This is a genomic window from Flavobacterium circumlabens (assembly GCF_004345565.1).
Classification (GTDB): Bacteria; Bacteroidota; Bacteroidia; order Flavobacteriales; family Flavobacteriaceae; genus Flavobacterium; species Flavobacterium circumlabens.
Map to the genome: position 1 here is coordinate 98,187 of NZ_SLWA01000004.1, position 19,206 is coordinate 117,392.

The 19,206-nt window shown below is 35.5% G+C and carries 15 protein-coding genes and 1 pseudogene; 8 read left to right on the plus strand and 8 right to left on the minus strand.

Annotated elements, in window-relative coordinates:
• The first annotated feature begins 66 nt into the window (after positions 1–66).
• Positions 67–1,380, plus strand: a complete 1,314-nt coding sequence (locus EV142_RS11580; protein WP_132035833.1) for an APC family permease — start codon at positions 67–69, stop codon at positions 1,378–1,380.
• A 111-nt stretch (positions 1,381–1,491) separates the two neighbouring features.
• On the opposite strand, the gene EV142_RS11585 is transcribed toward EV142_RS11580, so the two are convergent.
• Positions 1,492–4,125, minus strand: coding sequence for a valine--tRNA ligase (locus tag EV142_RS11585; RefSeq protein ID WP_132035836.1), 2,634 nt, complete (start codon positions 4,123–4,125; stop codon positions 1,492–1,494).
• A 291-nt stretch (positions 4,126–4,416) separates the two neighbouring features.
• Here EV142_RS11585 and EV142_RS11590 point away from each other — a divergent pair, with 291 nt between their 5' ends.
• The gene (locus EV142_RS11590; RefSeq protein WP_132035840.1) at positions 4,417–4,797 is read left to right on the plus strand and encodes a DUF1573 domain-containing protein; all 381 of its coding nucleotides are present in this window, start codon (positions 4,417–4,419) and stop codon (positions 4,795–4,797) included.
• Positions 4,798–4,885: 88 nt separating this feature from the next.
• On the opposite strand, the gene EV142_RS11595 is transcribed toward EV142_RS11590, so the two are convergent.
• The 5 genes from EV142_RS11595 to EV142_RS11615 form a co-directional block, all read right to left on the minus strand.
• A complete protein-coding gene (locus tag EV142_RS11595) occupies positions 4,886–5,374 on the minus strand; it encodes a hypothetical protein (RefSeq protein WP_132035843.1) in 489 nt (162 codons plus the stop codon).
• A gap of 154 nt (positions 5,375–5,528) precedes the next feature.
• Positions 5,529–7,622, minus strand: coding sequence for an OmpA family protein (locus EV142_RS11600; protein ID WP_132035846.1), 2,094 nt, complete (start codon positions 7,620–7,622; stop codon positions 5,529–5,531).
• Between the two features lie 10 nt (positions 7,623–7,632).
• Entirely contained in the window at positions 7,633–8,562 is a 930-nt protein-coding gene (locus EV142_RS11605) for a PorP/SprF family type IX secretion system membrane protein (protein ID WP_132035849.1), read from the minus strand.
• A gap of 32 nt (positions 8,563–8,594) precedes the next feature.
• Positions 8,595–11,225 (minus strand): gliding motility-associated C-terminal domain-containing protein, encoded by a 2,631-nt coding sequence (locus EV142_RS11610; RefSeq protein ID WP_132035852.1) that lies wholly within the window; start codon positions 11,223–11,225, stop codon positions 8,595–8,597.
• 159 nt (positions 11,226–11,384) lie between these two features.
• Positions 11,385–12,710, minus strand: coding sequence for a PDZ domain-containing protein (locus EV142_RS11615; protein WP_132035855.1), 1,326 nt, complete (start codon positions 12,708–12,710; stop codon positions 11,385–11,387).
• Between the two features lie 122 nt (positions 12,711–12,832).
• Here EV142_RS11615 and EV142_RS11620 point away from each other — a divergent pair, with 122 nt between their 5' ends.
• The 5 genes from EV142_RS11620 (at position 12,833) to lgt (ending at position 17,768) form a co-directional block, all read left to right on the plus strand.
• Positions 12,833–14,029, plus strand: a complete 1,197-nt coding sequence (locus EV142_RS11620; RefSeq protein ID WP_132035858.1) for a pyridoxal phosphate-dependent aminotransferase — start codon at positions 12,833–12,835, stop codon at positions 14,027–14,029.
• A gap of 198 nt (positions 14,030–14,227) precedes the next feature.
• Positions 14,228–14,899: a GTP cyclohydrolase I FolE gene (folE, locus tag EV142_RS11625; protein WP_132035861.1), complete on the plus strand. Its 672-nt coding sequence runs from the start codon at positions 14,228–14,230 to the stop codon at positions 14,897–14,899.
• Positions 14,900–15,030: 131 nt separating this feature from the next.
• A complete protein-coding gene (gene cysS / locus EV142_RS11630; RefSeq protein WP_132035864.1) occupies positions 15,031–16,509 on the plus strand; it encodes a cysteine--tRNA ligase in 1,479 nt (492 codons plus the stop codon).
• 22 nt (positions 16,510–16,531) lie between these two features.
• Positions 16,532–16,771: a membrane protein insertion efficiency factor YidD gene (gene yidD, locus EV142_RS11635; RefSeq protein ID WP_132035867.1), complete on the plus strand. Its 240-nt coding sequence runs from the start codon at positions 16,532–16,534 to the stop codon at positions 16,769–16,771.
• 64 nt (positions 16,772–16,835) lie between these two features.
• Positions 16,836–17,768, plus strand: coding sequence for a prolipoprotein diacylglyceryl transferase (gene lgt, locus EV142_RS11640; protein WP_132035870.1), 933 nt, complete (start codon positions 16,836–16,838; stop codon positions 17,766–17,768).
• A gap of 57 nt (positions 17,769–17,825) precedes the next feature.
• On the opposite strand, the gene EV142_RS11645 is transcribed toward lgt, so the two are convergent.
• Positions 17,826–18,407, minus strand: a complete 582-nt coding sequence (locus tag EV142_RS11645; protein ID WP_238698705.1) for an acyloxyacyl hydrolase — start codon at positions 18,405–18,407, stop codon at positions 17,826–17,828.
• Between EV142_RS11645 and EV142_RS24390 the strand changes: the two are divergent.
• Positions 18,353–18,493 (plus strand): annotated as a pseudogene (locus EV142_RS24390) (prolipoprotein diacylglyceryl transferase); the annotation flags it as partial. The gene EV142_RS11645 and the pseudogene EV142_RS24390 overlap by 55 nt on opposite strands.
• Before the next feature lie 57 nt (positions 18,494–18,550).
• Here EV142_RS24390 and EV142_RS11655 read toward each other — a convergent pair.
• Complete coding sequence (locus EV142_RS11655; protein ID WP_132035878.1) at positions 18,551–19,165, minus strand: acyloxyacyl hydrolase; 615 nt, start codon at positions 19,163–19,165, stop codon at positions 18,551–18,553.
• Between the last annotated feature and the right edge of the window lie 41 nt (positions 19,166–19,206).

Below are 19,206 nucleotides of genomic sequence, written 5' to 3' on the forward strand. Positions count from 1 at the left end.
TTAACAAAAGAAAGTGATATAATTATATTTACTTTTACCCATCAAATCAAAACAAACATTTTAAACATGTCAGATTCCAAAAAGAACCAATTAAAGAAAAGTCTCGGTCTAAGTTTTAATATTGCAGTGTTAATTGGAGGAACAATTGGAGTTGGGATTTTACGAACGCCCGGCACGATCGCGGGATTGTTGGATAATTATTGGCTCATCATTGCCTGCTGGCTTTTTGGTGGCTTGTTCGTCCTGATAGGTGCCAATTCGTACGCGGAACTGGCTACGATGCTTCCTAAAGCCGGAGGTTCTTACAATTATATCAAAAGAGCTTTTGGCAACTATGCCGGCTTCTTATCAGGCTGGTTTGATTATATTACCAATGCCATTCCACCTGCTTTTTACTGTATTGTCATCAGCGAATATATCATCATTTTGTTTCCGGATTTAAAAAATTATTCGACCGTAATTGCTATTTCGTTATTAGTGGCTTTTGTATTACTGCATTTAAGCGGTGTTAAAAACGGAAGTGCCTTTCAGCAAATCACCAGTTTTCTGAAAGTGATTTGTTTTGTCTGTCTGGTGGTTGCCTGTTTTATGTATTCGGATGTGAAAGTACCGGTTATTCAAAAAGACAATTCTTTCTTTCAGATTGGGTTATTATTTGGAATTTTCAAATCGCTTCAGTTAATCATCGGAACCTATAATGGCTGGAACAGCGTTTGCTTTTTTGCAGAGGAAAATGATGATCCGGGTAAAAATATTCCACGCTCTTTGTACAGTGGCGTTTTACTTGTAATTGCCATTTATGTTCTTTTGAACCTTGCTTTTTTCCACGTTTTATCAGTTGAGACGATTGCAAAATCTAATTTAGCGGCTGCGGATGTTGCTAATATTATTTTTGGAAAAAACGGAGCCGTGATCGTGATCGTCATTTCTATTTTTTCACTGATTAGTATTTTGAATGCTTTTATGATGATTCCCCCAAGAATCTTGTTTGGATTAAGCAGAGATGGTTTTTTTATCGAAAAAGGAACACAAGTCAACAAAGGCGGTACTCCAATTGTTGCGCTTTTAGTTTCGTCCTTATTCAGTTTATTTTTAATTTGTATCGGTTCGTTTGAAGTATTGTTTTCATTCGCGGCCTTTACCTCTATCATCGTTTGGGGACTGGCTTATTTCTCGCTTTTGAAATTAAGAACTACAGAACCTGATTTACCAAGACCTTACCGTTCGAAATTTCATCCCTGGCTGACGATCTTAGCCATTATTGTTTCCCTTGCATTGCTGCTTGGTTTTGTTTACAGTGATCCTAAAGGTTTCGGAATTATAGTCGTGATTACCTTAATTTCTTATCCTTTGTTTTTGGTTTTGAAGAGGAGAAAATAATTTGTCATTTCGAATGAGATTCCTTCATTCCTCGGAATGACAAATAGTAAAAAAAATAGGCTGTCTTTTTGAAGACAGCCTATTTTTTTATAGAAAACCTGATTCTGATTCTTACTTCAAACCGGCTAAACTTTGCTCAATTGTAGCAATTTTTGCCAATGCATCAGCTTCTTTTTGTCTTTCGTTAGCCAAAACTTTTTCCGGTGCTCCGGCAACAAATTTTTCATTGGCCAGCTTCGACTGCACTGATTTTAAGAAACCTTGTGTATATACTAATTCAGCATTCAGTTTTGAAATTTCAGCTTCAACGTCAATATTTCCTGTAATCGGAATAAAATATTCATTTGACTTTACACGGAAAGATAATGCACCGTCTACTTTATCAGAAACATATTCTAAGGAAGTAATGTTCCCTAGTTTCGTGATCACCGAATCAAAGTAAGTGGAAGCTTTATCGTTGTTTACCGCTTTCAATTCAATGGCATCCTTAAACGGAATATTCTTGTCTTTACGAATGGTTCTGATTCCGGAAATTACTTCAATTGAATTTTCAAAATCGCTTATTAATTTTGCATCAAATGATTTTAATTCCGGCCAGGTTGAAACAATTAAAGCTTCTTCCGGAGTTCTTTCAGCAATTAAATGCCAGATTTCCTCTGTTAGGAAAGGCATAAACGGATGAAGTAATTTCAGGTTACTTTCTAACATTTCAATTGCTTTATCAAACGTCTTTTTGTCAATTGGCTGTTGGTAGGCAGGTTTGATCATTTCAAGAAACCAGGAACAGAAATCATCCCAAACCAATTTATAAATGGCCATTAATGCATCTGAAATTCTGTATTTGTCGAAGTTATCTTCAATATCAACAAGCGTTTGCTGCAATTTCGCTTCATACCATTCGATGGCTACTTTTGAGGATTCCGGCTGTGGAATCGTTGCTGAAACTTCCCATCCTTTTATTAGTTTAAAGGCATTCCAAATTTTGTTCGAAAATGCTTTTCCCTGATTGCATAGTTCTTCGTCAAACATAATATCGTTTCCGGCAGAAGCGCTCAAAAGCAATCCTACACGAACACCATCGGCACCGAATGTATCGATTAAATCTAAAGGATCAGGAGAATTTCCTAATGATTTAGACATTTTACGACGTTGTTTGTCACGTACCAAACCTGTCAGGTATACATTTGTAAATGGCTTTTCTCCGGCATATTCGTAACCTGCAATAATCATTCTCGCTACCCAGAAAAATAAAATGTCCGGACCGGTTACCAAATCATTGGTTGGGTAATAATATTTAAAATCTTCGCTTTCCGGATCCATTATTCCGCCAAAAACAGACATTGGCCATAACCAGGATGAAAACCAGGTATCTAAGGCATCAACATCTTGTTTAAGGTTACTGGTTGTTAGCTGTTGGTTATTGGTTTTTTCTTTCGCTAATTTTAAAGCATCTTCAATGTTTTCAGCTACTACGAAATCTTCTTTTCCGTCTCCGTAATAATAGGCCGGGATTTGTTGTCCCCACCATAACTGACGGGAGATATTCCAATCACGAATATTGTTTAACCAATGCGCGTAAGTATTCTCAAAACGTTTTGGATGCAATTTAATGTCTCCGTCAACCAGTACTGACTGAATAGCCGGTTTTACCAAATCTTCCATTTTCAAAAACCATTGATCAGATAATCTTGGTTCAATTACGGCTTTGGTTCTTTCAGACGTTCCCACTTTATTCAAATGGATTTCAGTTTTTGCCAAAGCTCCAATTTCTTCCAATTCTTTTGCGATTTCGGTACGAACCACAAAACGGTCTTTTCCCTGATACTGCAATCCGAAGCTGTTTAATGTAGCATCTTCATTGAAAATATCAACGATTTCAAGATGGTGTTTTTCTCCTAACGTTTTATCGTTCATATCGTGCGCCGGAGTCACCTTCAAACATCCTGTTCCGAATTCGATATCTACATATTCATCTTCAATAATCGGAATTACTCTTCCGCAGATAGGAACGATGGCGCTTTTGCCTTTTAAATGGGTAAAACGTTCGTCATTTGGATTGATACAAATTGCAGTGTCCCCAAAAATCGTTTCAGGACGAGTTGTGGCGATGGTCAGGAAATCTTCAGAACCTTCAATTTTATATTTTAAGAAAAATAATTTGCCTTGTTGTTCTTCGTAAATTACTTCTTCATCAGACAAAGTGGTTTTCGCTTCCGGGTCCCAGTTCACCATTCGGTAACCTCTGTAAATTAATCCTTTGTTGTATAAATCAACGAAAGAACGAATTACGGAAGCAGACATATCGGGGTCCATTGTAAATTTGGTACGTTCCCAGTCGCAGGAAGCCCCTAACTTTTTAAGCTGGTCTAAAATTACACCACCGTATTTATCGGTCCATTCCCAGGCATGGGCCAAAAATTCTTCGCGTGTTAAATCATTTTTATTGATTCCTTCCGCTTTCAGTTTCGCCACAACTTTTGCTTCTGTAGCGATTGAAGCGTGATCTGTTCCGGGAACCCAGCAGGCGTTGAATCCTTTCAGACGCGCTCTTCGTATTAAAACATCCTGAATTGTATTATTCAACATATGTCCCATGTGCAGGACTCCTGTGACGTTTGGCGGCGGAATTACAATTGTATAAGGTGTTCTATGATCTGGTTCTGAATGAAAATAGTTGTTTTTCATCCAGTAATCATACCATTTATTCTCGATCGTCTTAGCGTCAAATTGTGCAGGAATACTCATTTATAGGTTTGTTTAATCGTGGATATGTTTAATCGTTAATTCGTATAATTGTTTAATCGTTAAATTGTTGATAATCGTTGATTTGCTTTTTGGTTGTTTTGAACCACAATTTCAGAAATCAATTAAATGATTAAACAGTTAAACAATTAAACCAAAACAAAATTGGTTCAATTTTTGTAATTGTAACTGACAGCAAAAGTAAATAATTAAGTACATTATAAAAAGAGAAATAATAATTTGTGTATTAATTAAATCAGAGTATATTTACTTACAACTTAAAAACAATTTCGAATGAAAAATGTAGCCACTTTTATTATAATCGCATTGTTTAGCACAATTGGTTATGCACAAAACGGCCCTAAAATTGAATTTGCAGCCCCGGATAATACAATTGATTATGGAAAAATCTCAAAAAATGATAACGGCCTTCGATCTTTCGAATTTACCAATACAGGAGATGCACCCTTATTAATCATCGGAGCAGAATCTACCGTTAGTTCTATAGTAGTAACAAAACCTGCTGCTGCCATTCAACCTGGAAAAAAAGGAAAAATTGATGTAAAATACAATATGGCTGCCGGTCCGATTCGAAAAACAATTACAGTTGAAACCAATGCCGTAAATTATCCTGACGGCAGAGTCGCCCTTAAAATTAAAGGAGAAGTCTTATAAAAAATTAAATTCTAAAAATAACAAAAGCCGTTTCTATTAGAAACGGCTTTTTTATGAAATAAATCCGACAGGTTTTGAAATGTATATTTTATTTTGATTTCTCTGTACAGTCAGCAGTATCAAATTTATATTTCACACGTTCAAAATCGATAGGTTTATCTTTAACCAAATAAGTAACTCCCATCGTCGTCTGCATGGTTCCGTTTCCTAAAATAAGTTGTTTCTCACGTTTTAGAAACGCCATTGGATTTTTGAATGTTTTATTTTTATTGGTTATTTCTATAAAAGTGTAATCTGCAAATAAGGTATCCCCATGAAATTCTCCGGTGATTTCCCCTGTTTTTTCAGGCGCACCAAAAACCTTCATGATCATGTTCCCGCTTAATTTTCCGCTTTTTAAGGTATTCAGTTTTAAATCAATAGTATCTTTTTCGTACACTGCTTTATAACATTCGGTACTTACTATCTTTTCGGCATCCGCCTTAGCAGCTCCTGCCTCTTTCTCGTTTTCATTTTTTTTACAGCTTTGGAGTCCGATACAGGCTAGTAGTAAACAGGAAATCGCTAGATTTTTCATAATTATTTTTTTAAAGGTCGTTGTTATCCTATAAAATTAAATAAAAAAGAAGCTAAAAAAAAGCTTCTAAATTAAAATTTCAATTTATTCAAAAAACAAACCCGACAAGTTTTGAAAACCTGTCGGGTTTGTTTAGTACGTACGATTCGTAAATCTACAAATTCTTAATTACGAATTCGCTTCGTCTGTTCAGTTCGTGTTCTTCTTCCGTGCAGGAGTCATCTGTTTTACATTTTATAATGGGTACTGATTCTCCGTAGCCTTTTGCGATTACCCTATTGGCCTCAATCCCTGATTCCAGTAAAAATTCTCTGGTTGAAGAAGCCCTTTTCTGGGATAAATTTTCATTAAACTTCGCATTACCTCTGGAATCTGTATGCGATCCTATTTCGATAACCATTCCCGGATATTTTTTCATCAGGGCAACAACCCTTCCTAAAACCACTTTAGATTCTTTTCGGATGTACCACATATTGTAATCAAAATAAATAGGATCGGTCTTTATAATCAATCGGTCCTTATCTTTTACAACATCTTTTTCCTGCTTTAAAATCTGCTCGACTTTTTCTTTTTTCTTAATTTCAGAAGCCACTATTTCATCTGCTTTTGCTTTTTTCTCTGCTTCTTTTAAAGCAATAACTGCCAAGGCTTCTTTCTCTTTTTTCTCTTCCACGAGACGCTGCTCTTCTAATCGAATTGCATCCAAAGATTTAAGCGCCATCGAAGCATCGTTGCCGGCATTTCTCGTTTTGCCCGAAGATATGGCTCTGGACTCATTCGTATACTTTTCCTTAAACGCTACAACAGTAAAGGAACTTTCGCAGGCAACCGTAAAACTAAATTTACCATCTGCGGAAGTAGTACTTGTATTGATTGTTTTTTTATCGGCATCCTGCAACATTACAATGGCATTCTCCAGAGCCCCTTTCGTACTAATATCTGTAATCGTACCGGTAATAAATTGTTTGCAGTCCTCTACAATCAGTTCTTTGGTTTCTTTGAATTGATAAATATCGTCACTTCCCTTTCCTCCTTCTCTGTTCGATGCAAAATAACCTTCTTTGCTGTCTGAAATATTAAATGAAAAATCATCTGAATTCGAATTTAAGGGCAAACCAATATTGACTGGTTTTGAATATTCATTTCCGTTAATTTCGGAAACAAATACATCGAGGGAACCATATCCTAAATGTCCGTCTGAAGAAAAGTAAAGTTTATTGTCCGGCGAAGCAAAAGGAAACTGTTCTCTTTTATTGGTATTGATAGCGGGTCCGAGGTTTTTTGGCGTGTCAAATGCTCCTTTATTAATATTGACGGAATAAAGATCAAACGAGCCTAATGATCCGGGCATATCAGAAGAAAAATACAGCACTTTTTCATCGGCATTCAGAGCCGGATGTTCTACCGAATAGTCTGCACTATTAAAAGGCAGTGATGTTATATTTGTCCATTTACCCTCGACTAATTCTGCTTTGAAAATTTGAAGATTGGAAATTTTCTGTTCATTTTTTTTCTTCTTACCGTTTTTAGAATTATTACGTGTAAAATAAATCGTATTCCCGTCTTTTGTAAAAACGGCATTGGATTCGTGCATTCCGGTTTTTAATTCCTTAGCGAAATAATGCACTATTGAATCTGCCGAATTGATGTTCTTCAAGGGTACTTTAACCAAATTCAGATACGTCTCATTATCCCATTTAAACTTTTTATCCAGCAATCCGGGTTTTAGTTTTACTGCGGCAAAGACCAGATTATCCCGGTACTTAACTGCTCCAAATTCAGAGTTAGGCGTATTTACAGCCAGGTTTTTAATTTCAAACCGATTACCAATTGCCGAAACATTTTCTAATTCTTTTAGCTCTTTTTCAAAAGAAACAAGATCTTCCGTATTGGCAGATTTTGCATAATATTCTTTCAATGCACCATTGGCATCATCGTAACTATTACTTGCCTTTAGGGTTTGTGCATATCTGTAGTAATATTCCCTGTCTAAATCTTTATCATAACTTTTAACCAAAAGTCTGTAATATCGCTGTGCTTTTATTAAATCATTTGTATAATAATAAGAATCAGCCAGATTTTTAATGACCTCTTGTGAAGGTTTTTCTTCTGCTAATTTCTCATATAAAATAATAGATTCACTGTAATATGTTTTATCAAAAAATCGTTTGGCTCTCACCAAATCCTGATCCTGGGCGTTTATAAACTGTATTAAAAATACGAATATAACAACGAGTATTTTTTTCATATTTTTCATTTTAGAAGAATCTTGGTGATTTATCATATCCTTTTCCTAATAAATCTAAATCAAAGAGCAGCATAATTTCGTGTGTACCAGAATTAAACTGCCCCAAATTTGAAAGGGTATAATCGTATGAATATCCTACCCTGAGTGAAGGTGTAATATTAATATTGAATAACCCGCTTACTGAATCATCTAAACGGTAAGCTGCCCCTAGTTCAAATTTGCCGTTGTATAAAACATTTGCCGTTAGATCCACAGTTATTGGAGATCCTTTAACAAATTTTGACATAAATGCGGGTTTTAATTTTACCCTGTCATTGATTTGAAAAACATATCCGGCCGTTAAAAAAGTATGAATTTCTTCTGATCCATAGGCATTTATTCCTGATTTTTCCTCAATATGTTTTGAACTCAATATGTTAGGAGCTGACAATCCGGCGTAGAAATTATTTCTGAAATAATAGGCACCAATTCCAATATTGGGCCGGGTCACGTTGATGTTTTGAGCGAATGCAAGATCAGTTTCCGTATCAGTAAAACGAAATCCGTTAAAATTGGTCTGCAAGGATGTAAACCCGGCTTTTAGTCCAAGTGAAAGTTTATTTTTTCCACCTAAATTCAGGACATAAGCAAAATCAGCATAAAAATTATTCTCTTTTTTGGCACCATCACCAATATCATCCGAAATTAACGACAAACCAACTTCTATCTTATCACTTATGGCGGTGTGTCCGAAAAAGGTAAACGTTTTTGGAGCACCATAAGCACCAACCCATTGGGTTCTGTAGAGTCCTCCAACATTCAGCATGGCAGGAGTTCCTGTCGCATATGCCGGATTGACCACACTCATATTATACATATAATGGGTGTATTCCGGATCCTGCTGCGCTGAAACTGAGGTTATATAAAAGAGAAGACTTATAAAAAGTATTATTTTTTTCATTTGAAAATCATATTAAAGAAGGCAACAATGAATCATCTATTTAAATAAAGACGCCCCTGCCTAGGTGGCTTATTATCTTTATTAAAATGGAGAACGTAAAAATAAACCCCGTTAGCTGCTACTCCATTACTAATACCGCTTGTTTCATAATTTATTCCATCCCATCCCAGTTTATCTTTAAAGCCTTTATACATTCGGCTTCCATATCTGTTGAAAATTTCAAGTACATAATCGGGATACAAAAAGTCGATATCCGGAATGACGAAAACGTCATTTACCCCATCTCCATTAGGAGAGAACCCATCGGGGATAAAAAGATTTTCGGGAGCGTCACAATTCGTTAACGATACAACAACTTCAATACTTTTTTCTGAAATACAATTGGTTGCATCTGAAAAATCGAATCCGTAATATCTTCCATTTTGAACCAAAGGTGTGGTTGAGGGCAAGAGGTTTCCATTAGCTGCGGCATCATACCAAACTACCGAAGCAGGTGAATTGGTGCGATTAGTCAGATCTAAAATCGTAGGATTATCCAGTCCGCAAAAACCTGATCCCTCTGAATTTAATTCGGGAGCAGCAGGATCATTTATGGTAACCGAAATCATCGTGGCTGGGGATGTACAGCCAGCCGCAGAAGTTTCTTTTACATAATAATTCTCTGATTGTAAAACATATGCAGGATCAAGAGGTGTCGTTGCCGTTTCAGAAATATACCATTTGTATTGCGCTCCATTGGGCTGCAAGTTGGCAATTGTTGCGTCATCAACCTTACAAAAAGACTGAGGTGCTGCGGATGGGGCAGCCGGGATCGCATTTATTAAAAAGCTATGCGACAAATTGCTGAGATTAACACCACATCCATTTTTATTATCCGTTAAATTCACAATATAAACGGCATAAGAGCCAGGATTTGAAGCCGAAGTGGAAGGAATTATAAAACTGGCATTCCCTCCTGAAACTAACAAATTAATTGTTAGCGGTGTAGATGTTGTGTTATCGGAAACAATATAAGATAGAGAGATATCGGTTAAGGCCCCTAATCCCGTAAGCGAAACGGTAACAGGTTCTTCAAAACATACATTCTTAATCTGCATTCTTAAAGCTGCTGTATAAGGTATATGTTTTATTACAATAGCACCACTCACATTTGCGGTATTAGAGCATTGAGAAATTACATGGGTAATATTCGTAATCGTTATTACTGCATTCCCGGGATTAGGACTTAAATTAGGCGGAAGCGTAAAACTTGCATTCCCTCCGATAAATGTAACTCTGGCTATTTGTCCGGATGCCTGATTGTCTCCTGATAAATTATAAGTAAGGTCATAGATTCCATCGCCAATTTTTACTGCATCGGAAATTTGTATCAGTGCACCCTGATTTTGGCAGGTTGTGGTTTGTGCAATTTTTGCGTTATCCAAATCCGGCAATGGATAGATAATTAAGTCATCCGACAAATTACCCATGATATTAGCACAGATTTTCAAACTATTTGTTTTATAAATACTTATAATATTTACGTTATAAGTTCCGACGTCCTGAAAATAATTTGGATTTATTGGGAATACAAGCGTTCCATTATTAAAATTTGCTGAGGCAATTTCAGTTCTTCCATTGAGTCCTGACACCTGAAATGTTACATAATAGGCACCATTAGGAATAGCTGCAGGTCCTTTTTTAATGGTAACGGAATAGTTTGCAGTTGGTATTTCGGTTTCACAGATATCACTATTGACTGTAACGGTAGCCCCTGTAAAATCAAGCTTTTTCTCGAGTCTGATCCATGCTACTTTTTCGTCGTCTGGACAAATTGGTTTTTGAGATAAAACCTTATAGCCAAAATAATAATATCCTTCACCAAATCTATCGTATATTTTTTCAATATCAACAAAGCGGTCTCCGGCAAATGTCAATTCTCCTGTACTGATACGATTTCCGTCTCTCCAGGTTCCCCCCGGATCTTGGCCTGCCAGTAAATTATTAAGATCAAAGTTCTTGTAAGCTGACAAACCATCTGATCCACACAAAGATAAATTTATATCTTCACCTGCTTTTGGAGCCCTGACAACCGTTATCACTGCCGTTGAAGATACCTCAGGGCAAGTACCGATAGCAGGTATCGTGTAGGTAAATCCGTAATCACCTTCTAATTCAGAAATATTAATAACGGGATCTACTTTTTTATTGGTAGTGTTATCATACCACTGTCCATAATCCTGTGGCCCTAAAAAGAGTCCATTAAAAGCCTCGAAAAGATTAAAAGTTATGTTTGCACTACATTGCGTAGAATTTGAGGCAACACCGGAATATCCACCAATAGTAACTGTTACCACTGAGGAATTATCGGTACAGCCTGCTGCACCATTTACTGTATACGTATAGCGGTACGTTTTGCTTTGGCGAATAAGATGCGCATTTAAAACTCCTGTATTTGCATCTAATCCTCCGGATTCATCATCATCTGACCAAGTTCCTCCAGCCGTTGGCGTTCCTCCCAATGCTGCATATAAATTAATGGATCTATTAGCAAGGTTTGGAATATCACAGACTGTAAGTCCACCATCATCACCTGCACATTGTGCATGAATGTTGCCGGATAATAATGAGGAAAAAACAAAAAATAATATAAATTGTAAGAATTTGATGTAGCTTTTTACCATAGAGTATTATTTTTCTGTAAACATAAGGAAATAGCGGGGTCTTTCAAATAAAAAGAGTATTTTTCTTATTAATTTTAATTACATTTAAATATATCATTAAAAATAAGACTAATTTAATGTTATTTCAGCCAACAACAGATTTATTACAACATTAAAAAATTATAATTCATCCTCAAGCTTAAATCTGAATTTTAAGATTAAGCTATTTCTTTCTACTTCTAAATTAATCCAGATATCATCTTCTGATTTTAAAAGGGCATTGATTTGTTGCAGGGTAAATTTGTATGGAACTACTTTATTGATGCTTACTATAATATCGCCTTTCATCAGACCACATTTTTCAGCAGCAGAAAACTTCCGGATATTTACGATTTCATAGACTGGCTTTAATAAAAATTTATATCTGAAATTATCATTTTTACTTAAAGTTTCATTGACATCCGACATAGACGTAGCCACTTGTACAGTCTGTAGATGAACCGTTTCCTGTACCCATTGCAAACCATTATGCTGAACGGTGATTCCGCTTTTATTATAAGTAAACGGTTCTGAAAATTTGCTGTTTTTTTTCAGATATAATTTCTGATCTGCATAATCTAAAACTACTGTAAATCTTTTCAAAATTTCTCCTCCCACAGAACCTATTCGACCCGGAACCATTTTTACATTTCGAATCGATGTCGAATCAGGAAAAGCAACAATAGAGTTTTTGAAATCAAAGTCAGCTATCGAAAATTTTGGAATTTTAGCCCGATGTCCTTCAATGTCCCCGCTAAAACCTTTTCCTAAAAAATCGGGGAAATTCTTTTTGGGCAATCTTATTTTATCATTTTCAAAAATCCAGAATGCATCACTATTACCAATGTCAATCAGTAATTTAGCAGTCACATCCTGATCCACTACAACCGCTTTTGCTTGAATATAGGGCTTTGATTTTTCTATGGTTATCGGGATAGATTTGAATTTTTTCTGAAGCCTGTCCCTCACCTTTTCGTTATTGGAGTGTACGATAATTTTCTTCTTCTGATAATTGATTTCGACTAAATTATTTTTAAAAAATTTGTAGCCAATAATTCCATTGACAGGAATCCCGATATGGGAAGACAAATTAAAATTCTGATCCAGAATGATATAAACTAAATGGTTTGTTGATTTTAAACCATGGGTTTCTAATATATTATTTGTTGATTTCAGTCCTTCAATTTCTTCCTCACTTCCCAGTCCTCTGAGCTTTATTTTCTCAATATTATTAAAGCTGACTTCCTGCTTCTCTTCCATACTGAACAAAATTGTTTCTTCGACCCCGGAATCCAGTAGGAAATTTAACTCAACCCCATTCACTTTTATAGGAATAAAAATAAGATTGTTTATCAATTTAAAGGGAATAGTAACTTTTGAATGATGGCTGTCCATCAAAAAATCATTTTGCGCATTAAGCACAAAAGGTGTTAAAAGTCCAAAAAACAATACAATATATTTTTTCATTGATAATTTTTTACCATAAAATTAATAAAAATATTGATAATTGTTACATTTTAATAAGTCCACTTATTGTTTACGCTAAATTCGAAAAAAAAATGCAAATTTGCACTTCAATACTAAAGCACATGCCAACAATTTCACTAAAAGGCACAAACATGCCCGAATCACCGATACGCAAACTTGCTCCTTTTGCAGATATTGCAAAACAAAAAGGACACAAGGTGTATCATTTAAACATTGGTCAACCGGATATCAAGACACCCGAGGTGGCCATCGAGGCGGTAAAAAATATTGATTTAACTATTATAGAATACAGCCCTTCTGCCGGATATGAGAGTTATAGAAAAAAATTAGCTCAGTTTTACCAACGCCAGAATGTAAATGTCAACCCGGAAGATATCATAATCACTACAGGTGGTTCTGAAGCCTTGTTGTTTGCCTTGGCCACAATAACAGATCCGGGAGATGAAATCATTATTCCTGAACCTTTTTATGCCAATTATCATGCATTTGCATCATCGACAAGCGCAACGGTTATTCCTGTAATTTCTTCTATCGAAAATGGATTTGCGTTACCAAGCATTGAAGAGGTAGAGAAATTAATTACACCTAAAACCAAAGCTATTTTAATTTGTAATCCCGGCAATCCAACGGGTTATTTATATACAGAAGCTGAAATTAAGCAATTAGCAGGTCTGATCAAAAAGCACGATTTGTATTTAATTGCTGATGAAGTTTACCGTGAATTCCTTTATGATAAAGATGATGTTCATTATTCTGTCATGAATTTAGAAGAGGTACAACAAAATGTAATCATGGTCGATTCTGTTTCTAAACGTTACAGTATGTGTGGCGCAAGAATTGGTTGTCTGGTAACGAAAAACAGAGATGTTTTGTCAACGGTTATGAAATTTGCACAGGCACGACTGAGCCCTCCTACTATTGAACAAATTGCCTGTGAAGCAGCGATAGATACACCTCAGAGTTATTTTGATGAAGTTATTTCAGAATACAAAAGCCGTCGTGATACTTTGATTACCGAATTAAATAAAATTGAAGGTGTCATCGTAACCAAACCAAAAGGTGCTTTTTATTGCATTGCGCAATTACCAATTGATGATGCGGATCAATTTGCACAATGGCTTTTAGAAAGTTATGACCTGAACGGAGAAACTGTAATGGTCGCTCCCGCAGCAGGATTTTATTCCACTCCGGGAATGGGTCTAAATCAGGTTCGAATTGCCTATGTTTTAAATAAAAAAGATTTAATAAGCGCCGTAAATGTTTTAAAAGAAGCACTGCTGGTTTATAATAAGAAATAACCTGAAATAAAACAGCCAAAAAGGCAATAACATGTTGATGTTATTGCCTTTTTTATTTTAAAAAATATCGATTTGCTTTTATTTTAAATTATATCCAAAAACTAACCACTAAATAGTAATAACGATAGAAAAGGTTTGCTTTTTATTAATTATCTTTACCGCCTTAAAAAGATATACCCACTATAATAGTAGTTTTTAATGATAAATAACGAAGATTTTTTAGACGAAATAGGAGACAATCATTTTAGCAGCAATGCACAAAACCCTGTGAGGCAGGATGCATTTGATCTAACTGATGATGAAAAAATAGAAAAAATAAAAAAAGATGTTGAAAACATCCTGCAAACCCTGGGAATGGATTTGACAGACGACAGCCTAAAAGGTACTCCAAACCGAGTAGCTAAAATGTTTGTAAAGGAGATTTTTGGTGGTCTTAATCCTTCAAAAAAGCCAAAAGCTTCTACTTTTGACAATAATTACAAGTACGGCGAAATGTTAGTAGAAAAAAACATTACGCTTTACTCTACCTGTGAGCATCATTTATTACCAATTATAGGAAGAGCCCACGTAGCTTACATTTCCAGCGGAAGAGTGATTGGTTTATCTAAAATGAACCGTATTGTCGAATATTATGCCAAAAGACCTCAGGTTCAGGAACGTCTTACCATGCAAATTGTTCAGGAATTACAGAAAGCGCTTGGTACGGAAGATGTTGCCTGCGTGATCGATGCCAAACACCTTTGCGTTAATTCAAGAGGAATTAAAGATATCGAAAGCAGTACCGTAACGTCTGAATTTGGCGGAAAATTTAAAGATCCTCAAACCAGAAGAGAGTTTTTAGATTATATTAAATTAGAAACTCAGTTCTAGTTTTAAACAATATTTCTATTATATTTATGGTCTAGCCCTGATAGTAGCGGCATCCTTTGATGGTGGGGTTCACCATCAAAGATACAGCGGATAGCAGGATTTAGCTCCTAAAAAACATCAATAAACTAAATATGCCTTTATACACGAGTCAACATTTAAAAATATACAATTCGCTTTCGGGTGAAAAAGAAAGTTTCAACCCTATTCATGAAGGAAATGTTGGAATGTATGTTTGCGGACCAACAGTTTATAGTAATGTACATTTAGGAAACGTCAGGACTTTCATGTCTTTTGATGTGATATTCAGATATTTTTTACATCTGGATTATAAAGTGCGTTACGTAAGAAACATTACTGATGTTGGACATATTGTAGATGATGTCGATGAAGGTGAAGATAAAATTGCCAAAAAAGCACGCTTAGAACAGTTAGAACCTATGGAGGTGGTACAGCGTTACACGGTAGATTTTCATGATATCCTGAAAGCTTTCAACTTTTTACCACCCAGCATTGAACCAACTGCAACCGGGCATATTATTGAACAAATTGAAATCATTAAAAAAATCATTGAGACGGGAATTGGTTACGAAGCCAATGGTTCTGTATACTTTGATGTTGTAAAATATAACGAAACCAACAATTACGGAATCCTAAGCGGCCGAAATATCGAAGATATGTTAGCCAATACCCGTGATCTTGACGGGCAATCGGATAAAAGAAACCCGCAGGATTTTGCGCTTTGGAAAAAGGCAGAACCGCAACATATCATGAGATGGCCTTCTCCATGGAGCGATGGTTTTCCGGGCTGGCATCTTGAATGTACAGCGATGAGTACCAAATACCTTGGCAATCATTTTGATATTCACGGAGGTGGAATGGATTTAAAATTCCCGCACCACGAATGTGAAATCGCTCAAAATGAAGCTTGTACCGGTCAGTCTCCCGTAAATTACTGGATGCATGCCAATATGCTTACTTTAAACGGTAAGAAAATGGCAAAATCAACCGGAAATAATATTTTACCGGGGGAAATTTTAAGTGGAGACAACAATATCTTAAGCAAAGCTTTTTCTGCTTCTGTAACTCGTTTCTTTATGCTACAGGCACATTACAGAAGTATTCTGGATTTTTCTGATGATGCAATTGTAGCTGCAGAAAAAGGATACAAAAGACTGATGGAAGCCGTTGACGCTTTATCTGGAATTTCTGCAGGAACAACAAGCTCCATTGATATTACATCATGGAAAAAGTTGTGCTACGACGCCATGAATGACGATTTTAATACTCCTATTTTAATCGCTCAGTTGTTCGAGGCTGTTCGTTATGTCAATCTGTTGAAAGAAGGAAAAGAAACCATTTCAATTGAAGATTTAAACACATTTACAACCGCAATTAATGCTTTTGTTTTTGATGTTTTAGGCTTGAGCGACGAGAAAGCCGCTGACAATAATAATGATAAATTAGAAGGAGTTGTAAACATGCTTATCGGTATGAGAAATCAGGCGAGAGCGGATAAAAACTTTGCTCTTTCTGATCAAATCCGTGATCAGTTGATTGCTCTGGGCATTCAGTTGAAAGATGGAAAAGAAGGTACGAGTTTTTCATTATAATACATTCAATTTCTAATAAACCATGAAAGTAATCACTCCATTTGTTTTATTAGTGCGTTTTTATCAAACTGCCATTTCGCCGTTTACACCGGCAAGCTGCAGGTTTGAACCAACGTGTTCAAGTTATATGATTCAGGCATTGCAAATACATGGATTATTTTACGGAGGTTATCTGGGAATAAAACGTATTTTGAGTTGTCATCCCTGGGGAAAAACCGGTTATGATCCTGTTCCGGAAAAGAAATGTTCGCACAAACATTAACTTTTCTTAAAGACTTACTCTGTTTTAAATATTTATTTTTACCAAACAAAAAACAATTTAACATATGACACACGCCTTAAATATCATTTGGAATCCTTCAGAAGGAATCGATTTAGGATTTTTTATGATTCGTTATTACAGTTTAATGTTCGTAATCGCTTTTGGATTAGGATGGTACTTAATGAAAAAGATTTTTGAACGCGAAAATGAACCCATCGACAAATTAGATTCTTTATTTGTATGGACTGTTTTAGCAACTTTAATTGGCGCACGTTTAGGTCATGTTTTATTTTACGATTGGGAATATTTCAGAAATCATTTACTTGAAATCTTTTTGCCATTTAAATTTGAACCAAAATTCGAATTTACAGGCTTTCAGGGATTAGCCAGTCACGGTGCTGCCATTGCCATTATCATTGCTATGTATTATTACAGCAAAAAGATCCTGAAACGTCCTTTATTATGGATTTTAGACAGAGTTGTTATTCCGGTTGCAAGTGGTGCCATTTTTGTTCGTTTAGGGAATTTTTTCAATTCTGAAATTATCGGACATGAAACTGCCTCGGCGTTTGGAATTCGTTTTCTTCACGATAAATACAGCAAAGCAGAAGCTGTAAATGCTACCAACATTCCGAATCCAAAAGAAGCTTATAATGCTATTGTTACAGATCCTAAATTCGCTGATTTATTAGCACAGGTTCCGGCAAAACATCCAACGCAGCTTTATGAAGGATTTTGCTATATTTTTGTATTTGCAATCTTATTCTTTTTATACTGGAAAACAAATGCAAGACTTAGATCCGGATATTTATTTGGATTATTTCTGGTCCTTTTATTTGTAGTTCGTTTCGTTGTAGAGTTTGTAAAAGAAAGCCAGGGCGGATTTGAAAATGAATTAGGTATATTTTCAACAGGACAATGGTTAAGTATTCCGTTTATTATAATTGGTCTTTTCTTTATCATTAGAGCTAAAAGAAACCCTTTAGCCACTTCATAATTCAAATAAAATCAAAATAAAAAAGCGTCCGGTATTTCAAATATACCGGACGCTTTTTTATAACGAATAAGAAATCCCAAACTCTATATTTTTAGTATTATAACCTGCGTTTGAACTGCCCAAACCCGCATTTGAAACATGTCTTACACAAGGACGAATATCAAATTGAAATCTTTGGACTTTAGCAGAAAAACCAATTGCCAATACATCCGCAAAAGCAAATCCCTCAGACATACGTTCTGTTTCGGTATCCGTGATCATCGGACCTACACTTGCCAAAACATAAAAAGAGAAACGCTCACTGATTGGTTTTCTGATCAAAAAACCAATGTTTAATACGTATTCGTGAACGTCTTTTAATTGTACATATTTAGCACGCTTTTCTATATAGTCAGGCTCTTCCGGTTTAACAAAATAGAAATTCAATAATTGATGTGTTCCAAAATTAATTTCCGGCTGAACCAAAATTTCATATTGAAAATTGCTGGTTTCCTTTAATCGGTAATACAATTGGGCTTTATAAAAATGATTGGTAAAGGTATAATTCCTATTATTGAATTCACTTCCGAAACCATAATTGAACCGAGTTTGTAAAAGAAAGCCAGGGCGGATTTGAAAATGAATTAGGTATATTTTCAACAGGACAATGGTTAAGTATTCCGTTTATTATAATTGGTCTTTTCTTTATCATTAGAGCTAAAAGAAACCCTTTAGCCACTTCATAATTCAAATAAAATCAAAATAAAAAAGCGTCCGGTATTTCAAATATACCGGACGCTTTTTTATAACGAATAAGAAATCCCAAACTCTATATTTTTAGTATTATAACCTGCGTTTGAACTGCCCAAACCCGCATTTGAAACATGTCTTACACAAGGACGAATATCAAATTGAAATCTTTGGACTTTAGCAGAAAAACCAATTGCCAATACATCCGCAAAAGCAAATCCCTCAGACATACGTTCTGTTTCGGTATCCGTGATCATCGGACCTACACTTGCCAAAACATAAAAAGAGAAACGCTCACTGATTGGTTTTCTGATCAAAAAACCAATGTTTAATACGTATTCGTGAACGTCTTTTAATTGTACATATTTAGCACGCTTTTCTATATAGTCAGGCTCTTCCGGTTTAACAAAATAGAAATTCAATAATTGATGTGTTCCAAAATTAATTTCCGGCTGAACCAAAATTTCATATTGAAAATTGCTGGTTTCCTTTAATCGGTAATACAATTGGGCTTTATAAAAATGATTGGTAAAGGTATAATTCCTATTATTGAATTCACTTCCGAAACCATAATTGAACCCAACTGAAAAATTGCTCTTCCCCTCCTGCCCATGCATTCTAAACAGGCATAAAATAAACACTAAACCTACTAGTAATCTTCTATCCATACATTTTCTTTATGGATTAAATATAGCACAAAAAAAAGATC